General features: G+C 71.5%; 11 protein-coding genes. 4 read left to right on the top strand and 7 right to left on the bottom strand.

Going from position 1 to position 15,208, the window contains the following annotated elements; all coding sequences use genetic code 11:
- Positions 1 to 52: 52 nt before the first annotated feature.
- From ACFYWS_RS27660 to ACFYWS_RS27640, 5 genes are all read right to left on the bottom strand, one after another.
- Positions 53 to 1,621: an FAD-dependent oxidoreductase gene (locus ACFYWS_RS27660; RefSeq protein ID WP_389280869.1), complete on the bottom strand. Its 1,569-nt coding sequence runs from the start codon at positions 1,619 to 1,621 to the stop codon at positions 53 to 55.
- Positions 1,618 to 2,061, bottom strand: coding sequence for a nuclear transport factor 2 family protein (locus ACFYWS_RS27655; RefSeq protein WP_389280867.1), 444 nt, complete (start codon positions 2,059 to 2,061; stop codon positions 1,618 to 1,620). Before ACFYWS_RS27655 ends, ACFYWS_RS27660 begins: the two co-directional genes overlap by 4 nt.
- A 78-nt stretch (positions 2,062 to 2,139) precedes the next feature.
- Complete coding sequence (locus ACFYWS_RS27650; protein WP_389280865.1) at positions 2,140 to 3,297, bottom strand: acetyl-CoA C-acetyltransferase; 1,158 nt, start codon at positions 3,295 to 3,297, stop codon at positions 2,140 to 2,142.
- Positions 3,298 to 3,319: 22 nt separating this feature from the next.
- Positions 3,320 to 3,913 carry a TetR/AcrR family transcriptional regulator gene (locus ACFYWS_RS27645; RefSeq protein WP_389280863.1) on the bottom strand — a complete coding sequence of 198 codons (594 nt, stop codon included), beginning with the start codon at positions 3,911 to 3,913 and terminating at the stop codon, positions 3,320 to 3,322.
- Complete coding sequence (locus ACFYWS_RS27640) at positions 3,910 to 4,707, bottom strand: SDR family oxidoreductase (RefSeq protein WP_389280862.1); 798 nt, start codon at positions 4,705 to 4,707, stop codon at positions 3,910 to 3,912. Before ACFYWS_RS27640 ends, ACFYWS_RS27645 begins: the two co-directional genes overlap by 4 nt.
- Positions 4,708 to 4,793: 86 nt before the next feature.
- On the opposite strand from ACFYWS_RS27640, the gene ACFYWS_RS27635 reads away from it, so the two are divergent.
- From ACFYWS_RS27635 to ACFYWS_RS27620, 4 genes are all read left to right on the top strand, one after another.
- Positions 4,794 to 5,687, top strand: a complete 894-nt coding sequence (locus ACFYWS_RS27635) for an enoyl-CoA hydratase (RefSeq protein ID WP_389280860.1) — start codon at positions 4,794 to 4,796, stop codon at positions 5,685 to 5,687.
- Positions 5,684 to 6,823: an acyl-CoA dehydrogenase family protein gene (locus ACFYWS_RS27630; RefSeq protein ID WP_389280858.1), complete on the top strand. Its 1,140-nt coding sequence runs from the start codon at positions 5,684 to 5,686 to the stop codon at positions 6,821 to 6,823. The genes ACFYWS_RS27635 and ACFYWS_RS27630 overlap by 4 nt, the downstream gene beginning before the upstream one ends.
- On the top strand, positions 6,823 to 7,758 hold the full coding sequence (locus tag ACFYWS_RS27625) for an acyl-CoA dehydrogenase family protein (protein WP_389280856.1): 936 nt from the start codon (positions 6,823 to 6,825) through the stop codon (positions 7,756 to 7,758). Before ACFYWS_RS27630 ends, ACFYWS_RS27625 begins: the two co-directional genes overlap by 1 nt.
- A gap of 351 nt (positions 7,759 to 8,109) precedes the next feature.
- Positions 8,110 to 9,009 carry a chitosanase gene (locus tag ACFYWS_RS27620; RefSeq protein WP_389280854.1) on the top strand — a complete coding sequence of 300 codons (900 nt, stop codon included), beginning with the start codon at positions 8,110 to 8,112 and terminating at the stop codon, positions 9,007 to 9,009.
- A 122-nt stretch (positions 9,010 to 9,131) separates the two neighbouring features.
- On the opposite strand, the gene ACFYWS_RS27615 is transcribed toward ACFYWS_RS27620, so the two are convergent.
- Both ACFYWS_RS27615 and gltB read right to left on the bottom strand, forming a co-directional pair.
- Positions 9,132 to 10,595, bottom strand: coding sequence for a glutamate synthase subunit beta (locus ACFYWS_RS27615; protein WP_389280852.1), 1,464 nt, complete (start codon positions 10,593 to 10,595; stop codon positions 9,132 to 9,134).
- Positions 10,588 to 15,207 carry a glutamate synthase large subunit gene (gltB, locus tag ACFYWS_RS27610; RefSeq protein WP_389280850.1) on the bottom strand — a complete coding sequence of 1,540 codons (4,620 nt, stop codon included), beginning with the start codon at positions 15,205 to 15,207 and terminating at the stop codon, positions 10,588 to 10,590. The genes ACFYWS_RS27615 and gltB overlap by 8 nt, the downstream gene beginning before the upstream one ends.
- Between the last annotated feature and the right edge of the window lies 1 nt (position 15,208).

Raw genomic sequence — 15,208 nt, 5'->3', positions numbered from 1 at the left:
GTCGTACGCCTCCCACTCGGTTCCTGCTCGGACCTTCCGCGCTACTCGGCACTCACGCCCCGGCCATGCGCCCCGCCGCCCGGTACCCGAACACCATTCCCGTGCCGATGGGGGCGCCGGGCCCCGGATACACCGCCCCGGTGACGCTCGCCGCCGTGTTCCCGGCGGCGTACAGCCCGTCGATCGCGGACCCGTCCTCGCGAAGGACCCGCGCGTCCACGTCGGTGACCAGGCCCCCCTTCGTGCCGAGGTCCCCGAGCACCATCCGCACCGCGTGGAAGGAGCCCGAACTCAGCGGCAGCAGGCACGGGTTGGGGGCGCCCTCCTCGCCCTCGCCCGCGAAGAACCGGTCGTAGGGGTCGTCGCCGCGCCCGAACTCCGGGTCGTGGCCCTTCTCCGCGTACGCGTTGAAGGTCTTGACGGTCGCCGCGAGGCCTTCCGCCGGCACCCCGATCGCCTCGGCGAGCGCCTCCACCGAGTCCGCGCTGTGCCACACCCCGGCCGCCTCGAACGACTCCCGGTCGACCGGGACGAGGACGATGCCGGGCGGCTCCTCGCCGTGCCGCGCGTCCCACACCCACCACACGGGGCGATCCGGCGCGTCCCCGGCCCCCGCCGCGATCATGGCCCGGCCCATCCGGTCGTAGGACAGGCTCTCGTTGGCGAACCGGCGGCCCTCGGCGTCGACGAAGACACCGCCGCGGAAGCCGAGCGCGAACGCCGCCCCGCCGTCGGGGAACAGCACGGACGGGCACCACCAGCTCTCGCCGAGCAGGGACGTCGCCGCGCCGAGCCCTTGCGCGGCCCGCAGCGCGTCCCCCGTGCCGCCGCCCGCGGGCCCCATCGTCCAGTCGGTCCCCGGCCCGTTGCCCCAGGCGCGGCGCAGTTCGACGTCCCGCTCGTAGCCGCCAGCGGCGAGCAGCACACCGCGCCGGGCACGGATGTGGACCGTGCGGCCCTCCTTGTCACGCACCTCGGCGCCGACGACCCGGCCGTCCTCGTCCTGTACGAGCCCGGTGAACGCGGTGCGCGTGCGCGCCCGACCACCTGCCTCCTCCAGTGCGAGCAGCAGTCGGCCGATCAGCGCGCGGCCGTCCGTCAGCGCCCCTTCGGGCGCCGGCACGCCCAGCCGTTCGCTCCACGCGGGCGGGCGGACGGCGTCGAGCAGCGGCTGCTCGCCCGCGGGCCGCTCCAGGGGGACCGGGAAGACCCCGCGGCCCGCGTCGAAGCGGCCGGGGCCCGGGTAGTAGTCGGGGAACGGCCGGTACTCGAACCGGAGCAGTTCACTGCGCTCCAGGAACTCGACCGTGGGACCGGCCCCGTCGAGGTACGCGTCCTGCATCTCGTGCGGCGTGGAATCGCCGACCAGGGACCGGAAGTACGCGCGGGCCAGGTCGGCGCTGTCCTCGACGCCGGCGCGGGCCTGCGCCTGGTTGCCGGGCAGCCACAGGCAGGCTCCGGCGTACGCGGTCGTCCCGCCGAAGTACTCGGTCTTCTCGACGACGAGGGTGTCGAGGCCGCGCGCGGCGGCGCTGTACGCGCCGGTGAGGGCGGCGCCTCCGGAGCCGACGACCAGCACGTCGACCGTCTCGTCCCACTCGACCACAGGGTTGCTGCTCACAGCGTCTCGCTCCTCTCGTACCACTGGGGAAGGACGGCGCGGACGGCGATCCGCCAGCCGTCCGCGGTGCGCCGGTACTCGTCCTCGTACCGGACGAGGAAGCGCACATCGCCCCCGTCGGCGCCGAGGTGGTGGGCGAGGCTGTAGGTGACGGCGCGGGCGCTGTCGGGCCCGGTCATTTCACCGACGTGGTTCCCGGTCTGGTGGAAGGTGCGCGGGAAGACGGCGAGTTCGTCGAAGAGCTTGTTGCGTTCGGCGGAGCCGGTCCGCTCCCACAGCACCGTGCCGTCGGGCTTGTGGGCGACGAGTCGGCCGTCGGTGGTGAACTGGGCGTCGAGCAGGGCGGGTTCGCGTCCGTCGACGGCGAGCGCGTAGCTCTCCGCGAGGCGTCGCAGCGCGAGCGCGTCGCCGGGCTCGGGAGGAACAGGGGTACGGGTCATGCCCTCACCCTGGCCGTACCTCACCCGGCGCTCCACCGCCGGTTCCCGCTCAGCGGGACGCGACTTCTGCGAGGGTTCTCACAGGCGCTCGATGATCGTGACGTTGGCCTGACCGCCGCCCTCGCACATCGTCTGGAGGCCGAACCGGCCGCCGGTGCGCTCCAGTTCGTGCAACAGGGTCGTCATCAGCTTGCTGCCGGTGGCGCCGAGGGGGTGGCCGAGGGCGATGGCGCCGCCGTTGACGTTGACCTTCTCGGGGTCGGTGCCGGTCTCCTTGAGCCAGGCGAGGACGACCGGCGCGAACGCCTCGTTGATCTCGACGAGGTCGATGTCGTCCATGGTCAGGCCGGTCTTCTTCAGCGCGTACGCGGTCGCCGGGATGGGCGCGGACAGCATCCGGATGGGGTCCTCGCCGCGTACGGAGAGGTGGTGGATGCGGGCGCGGGGCGTCAGCCCGTGTTCCCGTACGGCCTGTTCGGAGGCGATCAGCATGGCCGCCGCGCCGTCGGAGACCTGTGAGGAGCAGGCGGCGGTGATGGTGCCGCCCTCGACGACCGGGTTCAGGCCGGCCATCTTCTCCAGGGTCGTGTCCCGGCGCGGTCCCTCGTCGGTGGTGACGTCCCCGTAGGCGATGGTCTCCTTCGCGAACCGGCCCTCGTCGATCGCGCGCAGTGCCCGCTGGTGGGAGCGGAGCGCCCACGCCTCCTGGTCCTGCCGCGTGACGCCCCACTTGTCCGCGATGAGTTCCGCGCCGTGGAACTGGTTGACGGGCGCGTCGCCGTAGCGGGCGCGCCAGCCCTCGCTGCCGAGGTAGGGGCCATCGGTGAGGCCGAGCGGTTCGGCGGCCTGCCGGGAGGCGAAGGCGATCGGGATCATCGACATGTTCTGTGTGCCGCCCGCGACGACGAGGTCCTGCGTCCCGGAGAGCACGCCCTGCGCCGCGAAGTGGACGGCCTGCTGGGACGAGCCGCACTGCCGGTCGACGGTGACGCCCGGCACCTCTTCGGGGAGCCCGGCGGCGAGCCAGCAGGTGCGGGCGATGTCGCCGGCCTGCGGGCCGACGGTGTCGAGGCAGCCGAAGACGACGTCCTCGACGGCGGCCGGGTCGACCCCGGTCCGCGCGACGAGCTCCTTGAGGACATGGGCGCCCAGGTCTGCGGGGTGGACGGCGCTGAGCCCGCCCTTGCGCCGCCCGACGGGGGTGCGGACCGCTTCGACGATGTAGGCCTCGGCCATGACGCATCAACTCCAGTCTCTTCTAAGGGTGGTGGGGCTGGGCTATCCCGTCGAGCACCATCGCGAGGTATTCGCGGGCGATCTCCTCGGGGGTGTGTCTGCCGCCCGGCCGGTACCAGGACGCGGCGACCCACACGGTGTCGCGCACGAACCGGTAGGTGAGCCGGATGTCGAGGTCGGCGCGGAACGACCCGGCCGCCACGCCTTCCTGGAGGGTGGTCAGCCAGGTCTGCTCGAATTTGCGCTGCGACGCGGCGAGGAACGCGAACCGCTCCCTGGTTGCGAGCGCCTTCGATTCCTTCTGGTAGATGGCGACGGCGGGCCCGTGCCGGTCGATCTCCCGGAACGACTCGGTGACCAGGGCCCGCATCGTCTCGCGCGGCCCGTGCCCGGCGGCGAGCACGGTGTCGTAGCGGCCCCACAGCTCGTCGAGGAAGCCGCGCAGGATCTCCTCGACGATCGAGTCCTTGGAGTCGAAGTGGTAGTAGAGGCTGCCCGCGAGCATCCCCGCGGCGTCGGCGATCCGGCGCACGGTGGTGGCGTCGTAGCCCTGCGCCGCGAACACCTCGGCCGCCGTGGCGAGGAGTTCTTGGTGCCGCTCGGGCGAGGGGCTCATGCGCGCTGGCTGCTGACGGAGACGGTTTCGCCGGTCATGTACGAGGAGTAGGCGGAGGCGAGGAAGACCATCACGTTGGCCACCTCCCACGGCTGCGCGTACCGGCCGAAGGCCTCCTTCCCGGTCAGCTCGGCGAGGAGCTCCTCCGAGGTGACCTTCACGAGGTGGGGGTGCATGGCGAGGCTGGGCGCCACCGCGTTGACCCGCACCCCGAACTCGGCGGCCTCTATCGCGGCGGTCCTGGTCAGGGCCATCACGCCCGCCTTCGCCGCGGCGTAGTGCGCCTGACCGGCCTGGGCGCGCCAGCCGATGACGGACGCGTTGTTGACGATCACGCCGCCGCTGCCGGTGTCACGGAAGGCGCGCAGGGCGGCCCGTACACACCGGAAGGTCCCGTTCAAGGTGACGTCCAGGACCTTCGTCCACTGTTCGTCGCTCATGTCGACGAGCGCCGAAGTGCCGCCGAGTCCCGCGTTGTTCACGACTATGTCGAGCCCGCCGTGCCGCTCGGCGGTGTGCGCGAAGAGCGCCTGCACCTGCTCCTCGTCGGTGACGTCGCAGGCGAGCGCGGAGACCCGCTCGGGCCCGAACTCGGCGGCGAGGGCCTCTTCGCTCTCCTTCAGACGGCGCGCGTGCGCGTCGCTGATGACGACGCGGGCGCCCTCCTCCAGGAAGCGGCGCGCGGTGGCGCCGCCTATCCCTGCGCCGGCGGCCGCGGTGATGACGGCGCCGCGCCCGTCGAGCAGTTGGTGGCCGGGGACGTAACCGGGAGCCGTGGAAGCCACCGAACTCATACGCGCACCTCTTTCGGGTCGACGCTCGACGCTGTCCATGCTCATAAGCTAACCTACCAAACACTTGTTAGGGAAGGATGTATCCGATGCCCGCAGCGCACTCCGCCGAGACCGGCCCCGCGACCAGCCCCGACACCAGCCCCGACTCCCCCGTCCTGTACGAGGTCAGGGGCCGGGTCGCCCACGTGACGATGAACCGCCCGAAGTACCGCAACGCGCAGAACTCGGCGATGACGTACGCCCTGGACGCCGCCTTCTACCGGGCCGCCGAGGACGAGGCCGTGAAGGTGGTCGTCCTCGCGGGCGCGGGCGAGCACTTCTCGGCGGGGCACGACATCGGGACGCCGGAGCGGGACGCGCATCTGCCGTTCGAGCGGCGGGCCGGGCTGTGGTGGGACCACTCCGACAAGCGGGGCGCCGAGTCGCGGTTCGCCCGCGAGTCGGAGGTGTACCTGGGCATGTGCAGGCGCTGGCGCGAGCTGCCGAAGCCGGTGATCGCCTCGGTGCAAGGGGCGTGCGTGGCGGGCGGGTTGATGCTGGCCTGGGTGTGCGACCTGATCGTGGCGAGCGAGGACGCGTTCTTCGCCGACCCCGTCGTGCGGATGGGGATTCCGGGCGTCGAGTACTTCGCGCACCCGTGGGCGATGCCGCCGCGGATCGCCAAGGAGTTCCTCTTCACGGGCGAGCGGATGAGCGCGCGCAGGGCGTACGAGGTGGGGATGGTCAACCGGGTGGCGCCCCGGGACGAACTGGCCGCAGCCACGCACGATCTGGCGGACCGGGTGGGCGAGATGCCGCGGCTCGGGCTCGCGCTGACCAAGCGCGCGGTGAACCAGGCGGAGGACCTCCAGGGACTGCACGCGGGCATGGACTCCGTCTTCGGGCTGCACCACCTGGCGCACGCGCACAACGCGGAGACGGCGGCGGATTCGCTGGGCGGCATGGACGTGCGCGCGATGAAGGAGGCGGGCTCCCGATGAACCTGGAGTTCACCCCGGACCAGGACGCGTTCCGCGAGCAGGCGCGGGCGTGGCTCACCGAGCATGTACCGGCCGAGCCACTGCCCTCCCTGGAGACCGCGGAGGGCTTCGCCGCGCACCGCGCGTGGGAGGCCGAGATGTCCGCGGACCGCTGGTCGGTCGTCTCGTGGCCCGAGGAGTTCGGGGGCCGCGGCGTCGACATCTTCAAGTGGCTGATCTTCGAGGAGGAGTACTACGCGGCGGGTGCGCCGGGCCGCGTCTCGCAGAACGGGATCAACCTCCTCGCGCCCACGCTCTTCGACCACGCGACGGACGAGCAGCGGGCGCGCGTGCTGCCGTCGATGGCGAGCGGCGAGGTGATCTGGGCGCAGGCCTGGTCGGAGCCGGAGGCGGGCTCCGACCTCGCGGCGCTGCGCTCGCGGGCGGTGCGCACGGACGGCGGGTGGCTGCTGAACGGGCAGAAGACGTGGTCGTCGCGGGCGGCGTTCGCGGACCGGGCGTTCGGCATCTTCCGTACGGACCCGGAGGCGGCCAAGCCGCATCACGGGCTCACGTACCTGATGTTCGACCTGCGCGCGCCCGGGGTCACGGTCCGGCCGATCGGCCGCATCGACGGCAAGCCGGCCTTCGCCGAGCTGTTCCTGGACGACGTGTTCGTGCCCGACGAGGACGTGATCGGGGAGGTCGGCAAGGGCTGGCGCATCGCGATGTCGACGACGGGGAACGAGCGGGGGCTCATGCTCCGCTCCCCCGGCCGCTTCCTCGCCTCCGCGGACCGGCTGCTCGGGCTGTGGCGGGAGCGCGGCGCGGATCCGGCGCTGCGCGACCGGGTGGCGGACGCGGTGGTCGGGGCGCGCGCGTACCAGCTGTTCACGTACGGCAACGCGTCACGGTTCGCGGCGGGCGAGCAGATAGGCGCGGAGTCGAGCCTGAACAAGGTGTTCTGGTCGGAGTACGACATCGCGCTGCACGAGACGGCGCTGGAACTGCTCGGTGCGCACGGGGAGTTGGCGGAGGGCGAGTGGGCGGAGGGCTACACCTTCTCCCTGGCCGGTCCGATCTACGCGGGGACGAACGAGATCCAGCGCGACATCATCGCCGAGCGTCTGCTCGGCCTGCCGAAGGGACGCCGCTGATGAGGTTCCTCCTGGACGCGGAGCAGGCCGAGTTCGGCCGCACGCTCGACCGGATGCTCACGGCGGCGGACACCCCGTCGGCGATACGGGCGTGGGCGGGCGGCGACGCCGCGCCCGGTCGCGCGCTGTGGGGGCGGCTCGCGGAGGCGGGGGTGTTCGCGCTCGCGGTACCGGAGGCGTACGAGGGGGTGGGCCCGCTACCGGTGGAACTCGCGCTGTCGTACGTGGAGTTGGGGCGGCACGCCGTGCCGGGCCCGGTGGTCGAGACGGCGGCGGTGGCGGCGCTGCTGAACGGTACGGAGGCCGGGAAGGAGTGGCTGCCCCGGATCGCGGCCGGGGAGGCGGCGGTGACGCTGGCCGCGGGCCCGTACGCGCTGGACGCGGACTCGGCGGACGCGGTCTTCGTGGTGGACGGCGACGAGGTACGGCTCGCCGCCGGGCACGGCCCGCTGCGGGAGTCGGCCGACCCCGCGCGGCGGCTGTTCGTGCCCGAGGGCGGCGAGGTCGTGGCGCGCGGCGCGAAGGTGCGGGAGGCGGTGGACATGGCGTCGTTCCTGACGGCGGCGCAGTCGCTCGGCGTCGGCCTGGAGCTGCTCCGCCGCACGGTTGAATACGTCCGGCAGCGCGAGCAGTTCGGTGTGCCGATCGGCTCGTTCCAGGCGGTCAAGCACCGGCTCGCGGACGCGCTGGTGGGCCTGGAGTTCGCACGTCCGCTGCTGTTCGGTGCGGCACTCACGATGACGTCGACCGATGTCGCGGCGGCGAAACTGGCGGCGGGCGAGGCGGCGTACGCGGCGGCGCGGGCCGCTCTGCAACTTCACGGCGCCGTGGGCTACACGGAGGAGCTGGACCTGTCCCTATGGCTCCGCAAGGCCCGCCCGCTCCGGGACGCGTGGGGCACGCCGGCGGAGTGCCGGGAGCGGGTGCTCGGGTAGCGGCCACGGGGCCGGGCCCTGCGACAAGGGGCACGCGGCACCGTGGCGCCGCCTTGCCCACCCTGCCGCCCAAGGCGGCAGATTGCCCAAGGCTCGGGCGGCACGGCAGCGCCACCCCGTGCGGCCGAAGCCCCCGGAGGGGGCGGATGGTGGGAGATGGGCGGCGCCAGGGGGCCAACTCAAGCTCCTGCGCGGAGACGAGCCACACCAAGCCCCGCCGACCACGGGGCGGCGGGTGACCAAAATCAAGCCCCGCCGGCGATTGAGGCGCGGGGCCCGGGGCGGAGCCCCGTGGCCGCAACCACGGCACCGGTCGCCACGTCGCACACACACTCGCTTAATCTGTGCCGCATGAAACGCGCGGGCTGCCTGCTCCTCTCCTTCGTCGCCGTGGCCCCACTCGCCACGGCCGCCGTCTACCTCCTGTCACCCGGCGACGACCCGGCCCCACGCGCCCGCCCCACCACCTCCGCCCCGGCCCACCCCGGCAACCAGTCTGAAGCGGAGCGCAAGGCCGACGACAAGGCGATCGCGAGCCTGCCGCCCGGCCTCGCCGCCCCGCGGCAGAAGGACCTGGCGCAGCGGATCGTCGCCAGCGCCGAGAACTCGACCCTCGACTGGCGCGGCCAGTACGGCTACATCGAGGACATCGACGACGGCCAGGGCTACACGGCGGGCATCATCGGCTTCTGCACCGGCACCCACGACCTCCTGACCCTGGTCGAGCGCTACACGAAGACCCACCCGGACAACGGTCTCGCCCGCTACCTCCCCGCCCTGCGCGAGGTCGACGGCACGGACTCGCACAAGGGCCTCGACCCCGGCTTCACCACGGCGTGGAAGCAGGAGGCCACGCACAAGGCCTTCCGGGAGGTCCAGGAGAAGGAGCGCGACCGCGGCTACTTCGAGCCCGCGGTCCGCCTCGCCAAGCTCGACGGCCTGGGCACGCTCGGCCAGTTCATCTACTACGACGCGATGGTCCTGCACGGCCCCGGCACCGGACCGCGCGGCTTCTACGGCCTGCGCGAGGCCGCCCTCAAGGAGGCCGACACCCCGTCCCAGGGCGGCCGCGAGAAGGCGTACCTGGACATCTTCCTGGACCAGCGCCGCAAGGCGATGAAGGCCAAGAACCCCGACCGCGACACGACCCGGATCGACACGGCGCAGCGCCAGTTCCTCTACGACGGCAACCTGTCCCTGAAGACGCCGCTGACGTGGAAGGTGTACGGGGAGACGTTCCACATCGGCTGACCGGCAGAAGCAAGGCACGCGAACGCACCGCGACGCCCGCCCAAGCGTCCGGTCGGGGACTGTAGGGCGAGCGTCGCGCTCAGTTCCGTACGCCGTTGTACGGGACGTCTATTGACGGAGTGTCACACGGTCAGCGAGCGGTCCGTCGGCCGGATCGGGGCATGCAGCTCCGAGGCCCCCGTCAGGAAGCGGTCCACGCCGCGGGCGGCCGAGCGGCCCTCCGCGATGGCCCACACGATGAGGGACTGGCCGCGGCCGGCGTCGCCCGCCACGAACACACCCGGCACGTTCGTCTGGAACTCGGCGTCCCGGTCGACGTTGCCGCGCGCGTCGAGGTCGAGGCCGAACTGCGAGACCAGACCGTTCTCCTGGTCCGTGCCCGTGAAGCCCATCGCCAGGGTGACCAGCTGCGCCGGGATCTTGCGCTCGGTGCCGGGCTTGTTGACGAGCTTGCCGTCGACGAACTCGACCTCTGCGAGGTGCAGCCACTGGACGTTGCCGTCCTCGTCGCCCTCGAAGTGCGTGGTGCCCGCCGAGTAGATGCGCTCGCCGCCCTCCTCGTGCGCGGAGGTGACCTTGTAGAGCATCGGGAATGTCGGCCACGGCTGCGTGGTCGTGTTCCGCTCCTCGCCCGGCTGCGGCATGATCTCCAGCTGCGTCACCGAGGCGGCGCCCTGGCGGTGGGCGGTGCCCACGCAGTCGGCGCCGGTGTCACCGCCGCCGATCACGACGACGTGCTTGCCCTCGGCGGTGATGGGGGGCTGCACGAAGTCGCCCTCCTGCACCTTGTTGGAGAGCGGCAGGTACTCCATGGCGAAGTGGATGCCGTTCAGCTCGCGGCCGGGGACCGGGAGATCACGCGACACGGTCGCACCCGCGGCCACGACCACGGCGTCGTAGCGCTTGCGCAGGCCCGCGGCGTCGATGTCGCGGCCGACCTCCACGCCCGTACGGAACTTGGTGCCCTCCGCGCGCATCTGCTCGATGCGGCGGTTGATGTGGCGCTTCTCCATCTTGAACTCGGGGATGCCGTAGCGGAGCAGACCGCCGATGCGGTCGGCGCGCTCGTAGACGGCGACCGTGTGACCGGCCCGCGTCAGCTGCTGGGCGGCGGCCAGACCGGCCGGTCCCGAGCCGATGACGGCGACGGTCTTGCCCGACAGACGCTCGGGGATCTGCGGGGCGACATCGCCCCGGTCCCACGCCTGGTCGATGATCGAGACCTCGACGTTCTTGATGGTCACGGCCGGCTGGTTGATGCCGAGCACACACGCCGACTCGCACGGAGCCGGGCACAACCGACCGGTGAATTCAGGGAAGTTGTTCGTCGCGTGCAGACGCTCCTGCGCGGCCGACCAGTCCTCGCGGTACGCGTAGTCGTTCCACTCGGGGATCAGGTTCCCCAGCGGGCAGCCGTTGTGACAGAACGGGATGCCGCAGTCCATGCAGCGGGACGCCTGCTTGCTGATGATGGGCAGCAGGGAGCCGGGAACGTAGACCTCGTTCCAGTCCTTGACGCGCTCGTCGACCGGGCGGGTCTGCGCGACCTCGCGGCCATGGTTGAGAAAGCCCTTGGGATCAGCCATTGGTCGCCGCCTCCATCATCTTCTCGGTGATCTCGGTCTCCGAGAGACCGTCTCGCTCGGCGGCGTCCTTGGCGGCGAGCACTGCCTTGTACGTGCTGGGGATGATCTTCGTGAAGCGCTCCACCGAGGTGGTCCACTCGGCGAGGAGCTTCTCGGCCACCGTCGAGCCGGTCTCCTCGGCGTGGCGGCGCACCACGTCGTGCAGCCACTGCTTGTCACTGTCGTCGAGGACGGCGACCGCCGAGGCGTTTCCGGCGTTCACGTGATCGGGGTTCAGGTCGATGACGTACGCGACGCCGCCCGACATGCCGGCCGCGAAGTTGCGGCCCGTCTCGCCGAGGACCACCGCGTGACCGCCGGTCATGTACTCGCAGCCGTGGTCGCCCACGCCCTCCGAGACCACCGTGGCACCGGAGTTGCGGACGCAGAAGCGCTCGCCGGTGCGGCCGCGCAGGAACAGCTCGCCGCCCGTCGCGCCGTACGCGATGGTGTTGCCGGCGATCGTCGAGTACTCGGCGAGGTGGTCGGCGCCGCGGTCCGGGCGGACGATGACACGGCCGCCGGAGAGGCCCTTGCCGACGTAGTCGTTGGCGTCGCCCTCCAGGCGCAGCGTCACACCGCGCGGGACGAAGGCGCCGAAGGACTGGCCCGCGGAGCCCGTGAAGGTGATGTCGATGGTGTCGTCGGGCAGGCCCGCGCCACCGAACTTCTTCGTCACCTCGTGGCCGAGCATGGTGCCGACCGTGCGGTTGATGTTGCGGATGGCGACCTGGGCGCGCACCGGCTGGGCGTCCGTCTGGTCGTTCGCGGCGAGGGCGTCGGCGGCGAGCTTGATCAGCTCGTTGTCGAGCGCCTTCTCCAGGCCGTGGTCCTGGTCGTTGATCCGGTGCCGGACGGCGCCCTGGGGCAGGTCCGGCACGTGGAACAGCGGCTCCAGGTCGAGGCCCTGCGCCTTCCAGTGGTTCACGGCCCGCTCGGTGTCGAGGAGTTCGGCGTGGCCGACGGCCTCCTCGATGGAGCGGAAGCCCATCTCGGCGAGCAGCTCGCGGACCTCTTCGGCGATGAACTGGAAGAAGTTGACGATGTACTCGGCCTTGCCGGAGAACCGCTCGCGCAGCGTCGGGTTCTGCGTGGCGATGCCGACCGGGCAGGTGTCCAGGTGGCAGACGCGCATCATGACGCAGCCGGAGACGACGAGCGGCGCGGTCGCGAAACCGAACTCCTCGGCGCCGAGCAGCGCGGCGATCAGCACGTCACGGCCGGTCTTCAGCTGGCCGTCGGTCTGTACGACGATGCGGTCGCGCAGGCCGTTGAGCAGCAGCGTCTGCTGGGTCTCGGCGAGGCCCAACTCCCAGGGACCACCGGCGTGCTTGAGCGAGGTGAGCGGCGACGCGCCCGTGCCGCCGTCGTGGCCCGAGATCAGGACGACGTCGGCGTGCGCCTTGGACACACCGGCCGCGACCGTACCCACGCCGACCTCGGAGACCAGCTTCACGTGGATGCGGGCCTGCGGGTTGGCGTTCTTGAGGTCGTGGATCAGCTGAGCCAGGTCCTCGATGGAGTAGATGTCGTGGTGCGGCGGCGGGGAGATCAGGCCCACGCCCGGCGTCGAGTGACGCGTCTTGGCGACCCACGGGTAGACCTTGTGGCCGGGCAGCTGGCCGCCCTCGCCGGGCTTGGCGCCCTGCGCCATCTTGATCTGGATGTCGTCGGAGTTGACCAGGTACTCGGAGGTCACACCGAAGCGGCCGGAGGCCACCTGCTTGATCGAGGAGCGGCGCGCCGGGTCGTACAGGCGCTCGGCGTCCTCGCCGCCCTCACCGGTGTTGGACTTGCCGCCCAACTGGTTCATGGCGATGGCAAGCGTCTCGTGGGCTTCCTGCGAGATCGAGCCGTACGACATGGCGCCGGTCGAGAACCGCTTGACGATCTCGGAGGCCGGCTCGACCTCGTCGATGGAGATCGGCTCGCGGCCCTCGGACTTGAAGTTGAACAGGCCGCGCAGCGTCATGAGCCGCTCGGACTGCTCGTTCACGCGGCCCGTGTACTGCTTGAAGATGTCGTAGCTGCCGGAGCGCGTGGCGTGCTGGAGGCGGAAGACCGTCTCCGGGTCGAACAGGTGCGGCTCGCCCTCGCGGCGCCACTGGTACTCGCCGCCGATGTCGAGCGCGCGGTGCGCGGGCGCGATTCCGGAGGCGGGGTACGCCTTGGCGTGCCGGGCGGCGACCTCCTCGGAGATGACGCGCAGGTCGGCGCCGCCGATCTTGGTGGTGGTGCCGTTGAAGTACTTCTCGACGAAGGCCTCGTCGAGGCCGACGGCCTCGAAGACCTGGGCGCCGCGGTAGGAGGCGACGGTCGAGATGCCCATCTTGGACATGACCTTGAGGACGCCCTTGCCGAGCGCGTAGATCAGGTTCCGGATGGCCTGCTCCGGGCCGCCGATCTCCTCGGAGTTGAGGAAGGTGCCCGCGCGGACCAGGTCCTCGACGGACTCCATCGCCAGGTACGGGTTGACCGCCGCGGCGCCGAAGCCGATGAGCAGGGCCACGTGGTGGACCTCGCGCACGTCACCGGCCTCGACGAGGAGGCCCACCTGGGTGCGCTTCTTCGTACGGATGAGGTGGTGGTGGACGGCCGCGGTGAGCAGCAGCGAGGGGATCGGCGCGTGCTCGGCGTCGGAGTGCCGGTCGGAGAGCACGATCAGGCGGGCGCCGGCCTCCAGGGCGGCGTCGGCCTCGGCGCAGATCTCGTCGATCCGGGCGGCGAGCGAGTCGCCGCCGCCGTGCACCCGGTACAGGCCGGACAGGGTCACGGCCTTCATGCCGGGCATGTCGCCGTCGGCGTTGATGTGGATGAGCTTCGCGAGCTCGTCGTTGTCGATCACCGGGAAGGGCAGGGTGACCGCGCGGCACGTGGCGGCCGTGGGCTCCAGGAGGTTGCTGCCGGGGCCCAGCGGGGAGCGCAGCGAGGTGACGAGCTCCTCGCGGATGGCGTCCAGCGGCGGGTTGGTGACCTGCGCGAACAGCTGCGTGAAGTAGTCGAAGAGCAGCCGCGGGCGGGCTGAGAGCGCCGCGATCGGGGTGTCCGTGCCCATCGAGCCGATCGGCTCGGCGGCGGCCTTGGCCATCGGCGCGACGAGGATGCGCAGCTCTTCCTCGGTGTAGCCGAAGGTCTGCTGGCGGCGCGTGACGGAGGCGTGCGTGTGCACGATGTGCTCGCGCTCGGGGAGGTCGGAGAGCTCGATCTCGCCGGCCTCGAGCCACTCCTCGTAGGGGTGCTCGGAGGCGAGAGCGTTCTTGATCTCGTCGTCCTCGACGATGCGGTGCTCGGCGGTGTCCACGAGGAACATCCGGCCGGGCTGGAGGCGGCCCTTCTTGACGACCTTGGCCGGGTCGATGTCGAGGACGCCGACCTCGGAGCCGAGGACGACGAGGCCCTCGTCGGTGACCCAGTAGCGGCCCGGACGCAGACCGTTGCGGTCGAGAACGGCGCCGACCTGGGTGCCGTCGGTGAAGGTGACGCAGGCCGGTCCGTCCCAGGGCTCCATCAGGTTGGAGTGGTACTGGTAGAAGGCGCGTCGGGCCGGGTCCATGGAGGCGTGGTTCTCCCAGGCCTCCGGGATCATCATCAGGACGCTGTGCGGCAGCGAACGGCCACCGAGGTGCAGCAGCTCAAGGACCTCGTCGAAGGACGCCGAGTCGGAGGCGTCCGGCGTACAGACGGGGAAGGTCCGCTCCAGGTTGTCCGAGTCGCCGAAGAGCCCGGAGGCGAGCTGGGACTCACGGGCGCGCATCCAGTTGCGGTTGCCCTTGACGGTGTTGATCTCACCGTTGTGCGCGACGAAGCGGTACGGGTGCGCGAGCGGCCACGACGGGAACGTGTTCGTGGAGAACCGGGAGTGCACGAGCGCGATCGCGGAAGCGAAGCGGCGGTCGGACAGGTCCGGGAAGAAGGGCTCGAGCTGGCCGGTGGTCAGCATGCCCTTGTAGACGATCGTGCGCGCGGAGAGCGACGGGAAGTACACGCCGGCCTCGCGCTCGGCGCGCTTGCGCAGCACGAACGCCTTGCGGTCGAGCGCGATGTCCTTGTTGACACCGTCCGCGACGAAGATCTGGCGGAAGGCCGGCATCGTCGAGCGGGCGGTGGCGCCGAGCAGCTGCGGGGCGACCGGGACCTCGCGCCAGCCGAGGACGTTCAGGCCCTCTTCGGCGGCGATCGTCTCGATCCGCGAGACCGCGTTGTCGGCCTCCTCCGTGGCGTCGCCCCCGGGCAGGAAGGCGATACCGACGGCGTACGCACCGGCCTCGGGGAGGTCGAAGTCGACCACCTCGCGCAGGAAGGCGTCCGGAACCTGGGACAGGATGCCCGCTCCGTCGCCCGAGTCGGGCTCGGAGCCGGTGGCACCGCGGTGTTCCAGGTTTCGCAGAACGGTCAGCGCCTGCTCGACCAGCGTGTGGCTCGCCTCGCCTGTGAGGGTGGCCACGAACCCGACGCCACAGGCGTCGTGCTCGTTACGCGGGTCGTACATGCCCTGGGCAGCAGGGCGAGCATCCATGTGCGCCCAAGCCTGAGCGCTGTTGGAATGCTGGGACGGCTGGCGCGAGGTACGCATC

Origin of the sequence: Streptomyces sp. NPDC002795 (genome assembly GCF_042888725.1) — a bacterium.
GTDB lineage: Bacteria > Actinomycetota > Actinomycetes > Streptomycetales > Streptomycetaceae > Streptomyces.
Note: the sequence above shows the minus strand (reverse complement) of the source record. Positions and strands in the feature narration are given on the sequence as shown.